The following is a 7,167-nucleotide window of genomic DNA, read 5'->3' on the forward strand; positions in this document are numbered from 1 at the left end:
CGCTCAACGAAATCTCGTCGCGGGGCGGATCCTTGAAGGTGGCCCGGGAGGGCGTGGCCACGGCGAGAGGAGTGGGCGATGCGTGACATCCTCCCCGCGCTCCACGCGTGGTACACGGCCGGCTCGCCCTTCGGACTGGCCACGGTGGTGGCGGTCGGCGACAGCGCGCCCCGCGACCCGGGCGCGGCCATGGCGGTGGGTCCGGGGGACGAGGTCGTGGGCAGTGTGTCCGGCGGCTGTGTCGAGGGCGCGGTCTTCGAACTGGCCCGGGAGGTGATCGCCTCGGGCGAGGCGCGCCTGGAGACGTTCGGGTACAGCGACGAGGACGCCTTCGCCGTCGGGCTCACCTGCGGCGGGGAGATCACCCTGCTGGTCCGGCGGGTGTCGGCGGCCGACGATCCGGCCTTCGGCGCGGTGGCCGAGTCGGTGGCGGCGGGCCGGCCGGTGACGCTGGCGACGGTGCTGGACGGCCCGGCGCAACGGGGGGCGACGCTGGCCGTCCGGCCCTACGCGCCCCTGGCCGAGGCCGGAACCCCCGACTCGACGCCCTCCACCGGCCCAGGGGGCGCGGACGGCTCGGCGGGCGCGGACAGCTCGGACGGCACCCCCGGCCCGGTGGGCCCGGAGGGCACCCCCGGCCTGGTCGGAGCGGACCGCACCCCCGGCCCGGCAAGCCCGCACCGCACCCCCGGCCCGGCAGGCCCGGATGGCGCCGGCGGCCCGGCAAGCCCGGTGGCCCCGGACGGCGCCGCCTCCGTCCCGTCCGGGCCGAGGGACCCGGACGCCGGGGTCGTCGGGTCGCTCGGGTCCGAGGGGCTGGACGTCGCCGTCGCCGCCGACGCGCGGGGGGAGCTGGCTCAGGGGGCGACGGGGCGTCGGCACTACGGGCCGCACGGTGAGCGGCGGGAGGACGCCGTCACCGTCTTTCTGCACTCCTTCGCGCCGCCTCCGCGCATGCTCGTCTTCGGCGCGATCGACTACGCGTCCGCCGTCGCCCGCATCGGGGCCTTCCTCGGCTACCGGGTCACGGTGTGCGACGCCCGTCCGGTGTTCGCCACGCCCGAGCGCTTCCCGGCGGCCGTGGAGGTCGTCGTGGACTGGCCGCACCACTACCTGAGCGGCACGACGACCGACGCGCGCACGGTGATCTGCGTCCTGACGCACGACCCCAAGTTCGACGTGCCCCTGCTGGAGGAGGCACTGCGCCGCCCGGCCGCGTACATCGGGGCGATGGGCAGCCGCCGCACCCACGACGACCGCCTGGAACGGCTGCGCGCGGCCGGCGTGCCGGAGCACGAGCTGTCCCGGCTGCGCTCCCCCGTCGGCCTCGACCTCGGAGCCCGTACGCCGGAGGAGGTGGCCGTGTCCGTCGCCGCGGAGATCATCGCGCTGCGCTTTGGCGGCAGCGGGCTGCCCCTGACGGCCAGGGGCGGCGCGATCCATCCCCGGTGAGCCGAGCCGCGCCCGGTGCCGGGTGACGCGTGTCCGGCCCGGTGGCCGTGGGATCAGCCGGTGCGCGGGGGCAGCCGGTGCAGGGTCACTTCGGTGAGCCGGCCGTCGCTCGCCGTCGCGGTCATGTACGTGCGGTACGGCTCGCGGCGGCGGTCGGTCGGGGAGCCGGGGTTGAGCAGGCGCAGCCCGGTGGGCGCGGTGCTGTCCCAGGGAATGTGGCTGTGGCCGAAGACCAGGACGTCGAGGTCGGGAAAGCGCCGCGCGCAACGCTGTTCGCGGCCTTGGGCGGAGCCGGTCTCGTGGACGACGCCGAAGCGCAGGCCGCCCAGCCCGGCACGGGCGATCTCGGGGAGCCGGGCCCGCAGAGCCGGGCCGTCGTTGTTGCCGTACACCCCGATGACCCGCCGGGACCGGGCCTCCAGCAGGTCGAGGGTGGCGGTGTCCACCCAGTCCCCCGCGTGGATCACGACGTCGGCCGTCGGGAGCTCGGCGAGCAGCGCGGCGGGGAGTTCCCGGGCCCGCTCGGGCAGATGGGTGTCGGACATGATCAGCAGCCGCACGGCTTCACCTCGTCAGTCGAGCGCGATCTCGCTCCAGACCTGCTTCCCGCCGCTCACCGGCACCGTGCCCCAGGTCGCAGACATCGCCTCGACGAGCAGGATGCCCCGGCCCCCGGTGGCCTCCCAGCCGATGCTGGTGGGCTTGATCGGCGTGCGGGGCGAGTTGTCGGCGACCGCGATGCGCAGGCGGTGGTTGACGAGGGTGAGGTCGAGCCTGACCTGGCCGTCGGTGTGCACCAGGGCGTTGGTGACGAGCTCCGAGACGATCAGCAGGGCGGCGTCCGTGTACGCGCCGACGCCCCAGCTCCGCAGGGCGCGCCGGGTGTAGCGGCGGGCGTGCCGGACCGCCTCGGGGACCCGCCAGACGGTCCAGCTCTCGCGGAGCGGCAGGACCTCCATGCCGTCGTACCGCATCAGCAGGAGGGCCACGTCGTCGCTGCGGTTGGCGCCCGTGAGCAGTTCGTCGGCGACGAGACCGAGGTGGGCGGGGTCGGAGCCGGCCAGGCCCTCGGCGAGCCGTTTCAGACCGTCCTCGATGTCGACCTCGACGGACTCGACCAGACCGTCGGTGGTCAGCGCGACGATGGTGCCGGGCTGGAGCCTGAGCGGGCTCATGGGGTAGTCGGCCTGCCGGATGACACCGAGGGGCGGCCCGGTCTCCGACTCGGGGACCTCGGTGCGGCCGTTCGGGTGACGCAGTACCGGCGGGATGTGTCCGGCGCGCACATACCAGGCGGACCCCTCCTCCATGTCGATGTCGACATAGCAGCAGGTGGCGAAGAGGTCGGTCTCCAGATCGAGCAGGAGCCGGTTGGCGTGCGAGACCACCACGTCGGGCGGGTGGCCCTCGACGGCGTAGGCGCGCAGGGCGGTGCGCATCTGGCCCATGACGGTCGCGGCCGAGGCGTTGTGCCCCTGCACGTCACCGATGACGAGGGCGACGTGGTTGTCGGGCAGCGGGATGACGTCGTACCAGTCGCCGCCGACGTCCAGGCCCGATGTGGTGGGCAGATAGCGGGCGACGGCGACCGCGCCGGGCAGCCGGGGCAGCCGCCGTGGGAGCAGGGTCCGCTGGAGCATGGAGATCAGTTCGTGCTCGGCGTCGAAGGCGTGGGCGCGCACCAGGGCCTGCCCGGCGAGGCCCGCGGAGGCGGTGAGCAGCGCTCGCTCCTCGGGTCCGAACTCGTGCGGGGCGTCCCAGCCGATCAGGCAGGCGCCGGCCATGCGGCCGCCCGCGGGCAGCGGCAGGACGGCGAGTCCGCCGGGTCCGACCTCGGCGAGCGCGGGCTCCAGGTCCGCGCCGGCGGGCCAGATGGCGGGCCGCCCCTCGCTGAGGGCCGCGGCGAGCGTGGGCATGGCCCGGACCGGGGCGTCGGGCCACTCCGAGCGCCATTCACTGCGCCACAGCTCCGGCCAGAATTCCGGCTGAGGGGGGTCCAGGAGCGTGACGACGAGTCGGTCGCCCTCCAGCTCGGCGACGGCGATCCGGTCGGCCTGGAGGGGCTTGCGCAGGGCGGCGACGACGGCCTGGCCGACGTCGCGGACGGTGCCGGCGGTGGCGAGGGCGGCGGCGAGGCGCTGGACGCGGCCCACGTCGTTCAGGCCGGAGCGCAGCTTGGAGGCGTCGGAGACGGTGCCCACGAGCCGTGCGGGGCGGCCCTCGGCGGAGGGCAGCAGCCGGGCGCGCAGCCGGAGCCACTTGTGGCCGCCGGACGGCTGGAGGATACGGAACTCCAGCTCGCGGTCGCCGATCGACGTGTGGTCCGGTTCGACCGCGGACATCAGTGCCGGGAGGTCCTCCGGCACGGCCATCGACAGCAGGGTCTCGACCTTGCCGTCGAAGGCGGTGGGGGACAGTCCGAACAGTTCGAGCACGTCGTGGTCGACCTCGACGTGTCCGGTGTCCATGGCGAGGCTGAACGAGCTGGCGGGCAGGTCCGCCGCCGCGTCCGGCGGCGCGGGCGGGACGACGACGGCTTCGGCGATCAGCCCGAGGCAGGCCCGGTCCTCGTCTCCGAAGCCGGCGGGGCCGTCGCTGACGGCGACCATGCAGCCGTTGTCCCGCAGGGGCAGAACGGCCAGCGAGAAGTCCTGGGAGGCCACCCGCCGGGCGTCGGCGCAGCGGGCGAGCTCCTCCGGCCCGAGCCAGCACGGCTGGCCCGAGCGCAGGGCCTCCGCGGCCGGGGAGCCGCCGGACAGGGGGTAGCTGTCGCGGAGCCCGTACAGCGTCCTGGGCACCCCCGCGGACTCGGCCAGATGCAGTTCACCGCCGCTCACACTCGGTGAGTACACGGCGGCCACGGCCGCACCGGTGAAGACGAGTGCCTGTTCCAGCAGGCGGTGCAGCCGTTCGCGCGGGTCGAGATCCGCGGTGAGCGTCTTCAGGGCAAGTTCGGCACGCGACGTTCTCGTTCCGCGTTCCGCAGCACCCTCACTGACCACGCCGTCATTACAGCGCTTCCCGGGCTCGGGCGCAGCCCCTGTGACCGTTCCGAACGCGTCGGGCCTGCGGTGAAGGCCGTGCGGGACGGCCGATCGAACGAAATCGAATCCGCCGGGGTTCATGTGTTTCACACAGCGCTCTCATGACGAAAGTGGCGGTTCGTGTCCCGCCCGGCCGGGACGGGTCGCCGGGCCGGGCGGCCGCCGGGGCGGACGGGTCGGCTCGCCGTGCGCGATCGGCCGACAGGGAGGAGCCTTGTCCCCTGGAAGGCGGAGGTCGTGGACGGCCCCGCGAGGAGGTGGTCGCCGTGTCCGACGGACAGGAGACCGCGCAGGCGCCGGCCGGCCGGCCGGCCCCCGTGGGACGTCCGCTGCTGTCGCTGGCGCTGGCCGCGATGCTGGACGACGTGGACGCCCACTCGGGAGCCGTCTATCTGCTGGCCGCCCAGGAGCCGGTGCTGGAGATGACGGTCTCCGCGGGACTGCCACGGGCCTTCGCCGCGCCGTGGGAGCGTGTGGGGCTCAACGCGCCGATCCCGGTCGCCGAGGCGGTACGGGAGCGGCGGCTGGTCTGGGTGGGGGGCGAGCACGAGATGGCCCGCAGGTATCCCCGGATCGCGGTGGTGCTCCCGTATCCCTTCGCCCTCGTCGCGCTTCCGGTGGCGACACCGGGCACGGTGTACGGGGCCGTCTACGTGACCTGGCCGGGCTCGCATCCGTCCGATCTCTCCGACCGGGAGCGCGATCGCCTCACGGCGGCCTGCGACCGGCTGGCGCTGCGGCTGGAGCGGGCCGCCGCGGAGAACCGCCCGCTGCACCCGGAGCCGGACCTGCTCACGCCCTCCCCCACGGCGCCGGGCGGCACGCTCGGCTCGGTGGAGGCGGCGCGGATGGTGGGGCGGCTGCCGTACGGGCTGTGCTCGCTGGATCTGCACGGGCGGGTCGGCTTCGCGAACGCGGCGACGGCCGAGCTGCTCGGAGTGCCGGTCAGCGGTCTCCTGGGCACCCAGTTGTGGGCGGCCGTGCCCTGGCTGAACGACCCGGTCTACGAGGACCGCTACCGGGCGGCGCTGATCAGCCAGCACGTGACCTCCTTCGTCGCGCTGCGTCCGCCGGGCGACTGGCTGTCGTTCCGGCTGTATCCGAGTACGAGCGGGCTCAGCGTGCGGATCTCGCGGGCCCGCCCGGTGTCGGAGATGACACGGGCGGGACCGCAGCAACGCGACGGCAGCCCCCGTCTGGTGACGATCTCCCATGTGCTGAGCCTGGCGAGCGCGCTGACGGAGGCGGCGGGCGTGCAGGACGTGGTGCAGCTCGTGGCGGACGAGATCTCGCCCGCCGTCGGCAGCCAGTCCCTCGTCGTCCTCGCCAGCCGGGCCGGGCGCCTGCACGTCCTCGGGCACCGGGGCTATCCGGACGCGCACATCGTGGAGCGCTTCAACGGACTGCCGCTGAGCGAGCAGACCCCGGGCACTCAGGCGCTGAACACCGGTGTGCCCGCGTTCTTCGACTCGCGCGAGCAGTTGGAGCGCCTGTATCCGTCGCGGAACGCCACACCCGACGGCATGGGCGCGTGGGCGTATCTGCCGCTGGTGGCCTCCGGGCGGCCGGTGGGCACCTGTGTCCTCGGGTACGCGCAGTCCCACCACTTCGCGGCCGACGAGCGCGCGGTGCTGACCAGTCTGAGCGGGCTGATCGCCCAGGCGCTGGAGCGCGCCCTGCTCTACGACGCCAAGCTCCAGCTCGCACAGGGGCTGCAGGCCGCACTGCTGCCGGCGTCGCTTCCGCCGTTGGCCTCGGTGGAGGCGGCGGCGCGCTATCTGCCGGCGACCCAGGGCATGGACATCGGCGGGGACTTCTACGACATGGTGACCTCGAACGGCCGGGCGGCGGCGGTGATCGGGGACGTGCAGGGGCACAACGTGACGGCGGCCGGGCTGATGGGGCAGATCCGTACCGCCGTCCGCGCGTACACGGCGGTCGGCCAGGCGCCGGAGGAGGTGATGGGCAGCACCAACAGGCTGCTCATCGATCTGGGCACCGAGCTGTTCGCCAGTTGTCTGTATCTGCGCCTCGACCCGGCGCGCGGGGTCGCGGTGATGGCCCGGGCGGGGCATCCGCCGCCGCTGCTGCTCCGGCCGGACGGCAAGGTGAAGGTGCTCGACCTGGCGGGCGGGCCGCTGCTGGGGATCGACCCCCACGCCGTCTATCCGACGACCGAGGTGCCGCTGGTCCCCGGGTCGGTGCTCGCCCTCTACACCGACGGTCTGATCGAGTCCCCCGGTGTCGACATCGAGGACGCGCTCGCCGACCTCGCGCGACGGCTCGCCGAGAACGGGCACCAGCCCCTGGACGAGCTGGCCGACACACTGCTCCAGCAGGGCGGGGAGGCCACGCAGGGGCGGCCCGACGATATCGCCCTGCTCCTGCTGCGGGTACGGCCGCGCGGCGGGACCGACGCCGGATGAGGAGCGGTCCGGCCCTCCCGCCGGAGGGCCGGACCTGTCCACTGTCGACCGGAATTCCCTGTTCCGTTGGCCGGTCAGTGGTTCTTGATCGCCGGATTCACCGGCTTCACGGGGCGGACACGAGGTCCGGCCCGTCACCCGTGGCGGGGGCCCCCAGCTGGGGCGCCGCCCCCGCCGACTGGTGGTTGCTGTGGGTCGTTTGGTGGGGGGGGGTGTGGCCCGGGGCCGCCCCCCCCCCGGCACAG

Annotated in this window: 4 protein-coding genes; 2 read left to right on the forward strand and 2 right to left on the reverse strand. The window is 74.5% G+C overall.

Annotated elements, in window-relative coordinates:
• Nucleotides 1-78 precede the first annotated feature (78 nt).
• On the forward strand, nucleotides 79-1,452 hold the full coding sequence (locus tag ACFXGX_RS27140) for an XdhC family protein (protein ID WP_384795842.1): 1,374 nt from the start codon (nucleotides 79-81) through the stop codon (nucleotides 1,450-1,452).
• A gap of 53 nt (nucleotides 1,453-1,505) precedes the next feature.
• Here the strand turns inward: ACFXGX_RS27140 and ACFXGX_RS27145 are convergent, their stop codons facing one another.
• Complete coding sequence (locus ACFXGX_RS27145; protein ID WP_384795844.1) at nucleotides 1,506-2,012, reverse strand: metallophosphoesterase family protein; 507 nt, start codon at nucleotides 2,010-2,012, stop codon at nucleotides 1,506-1,508.
• Between the two features lie 12 nt (nucleotides 2,013-2,024).
• Nucleotides 2,025-4,454: a SpoIIE family protein phosphatase gene (locus ACFXGX_RS27150; RefSeq protein WP_384795846.1), complete on the reverse strand. Its 2,430-nt coding sequence runs from the start codon at nucleotides 4,452-4,454 to the stop codon at nucleotides 2,025-2,027.
• Nucleotides 4,455-4,753: 299 nt separating this feature from the next.
• Here ACFXGX_RS27150 and ACFXGX_RS27155 point away from each other — a divergent pair, with 299 nt between their 5' ends.
• Nucleotides 4,754-6,922, forward strand: coding sequence for a SpoIIE family protein phosphatase (locus ACFXGX_RS27155; RefSeq protein WP_384795848.1), 2,169 nt, complete (start codon nucleotides 4,754-4,756; stop codon nucleotides 6,920-6,922).
• The last annotated feature ends 245 nt before the right edge of the window (nucleotides 6,923-7,167 follow it).

This window comes from Streptomyces sp. NPDC059371 (assembly GCF_042751995.1).
GTDB lineage: Bacteria > Actinomycetota > Actinomycetes > Streptomycetales > Streptomycetaceae > Streptomyces.

What these genes read in the sequence shown, in the direction of transcription:
- ACFXGX_RS27140 (WP_384795842.1), top strand. Translation starts at nt 79, where the DNA reads ATGCGTGACATCCTCCCCGCGCTCCACGCGTGGTACACGGCCGGCTCG.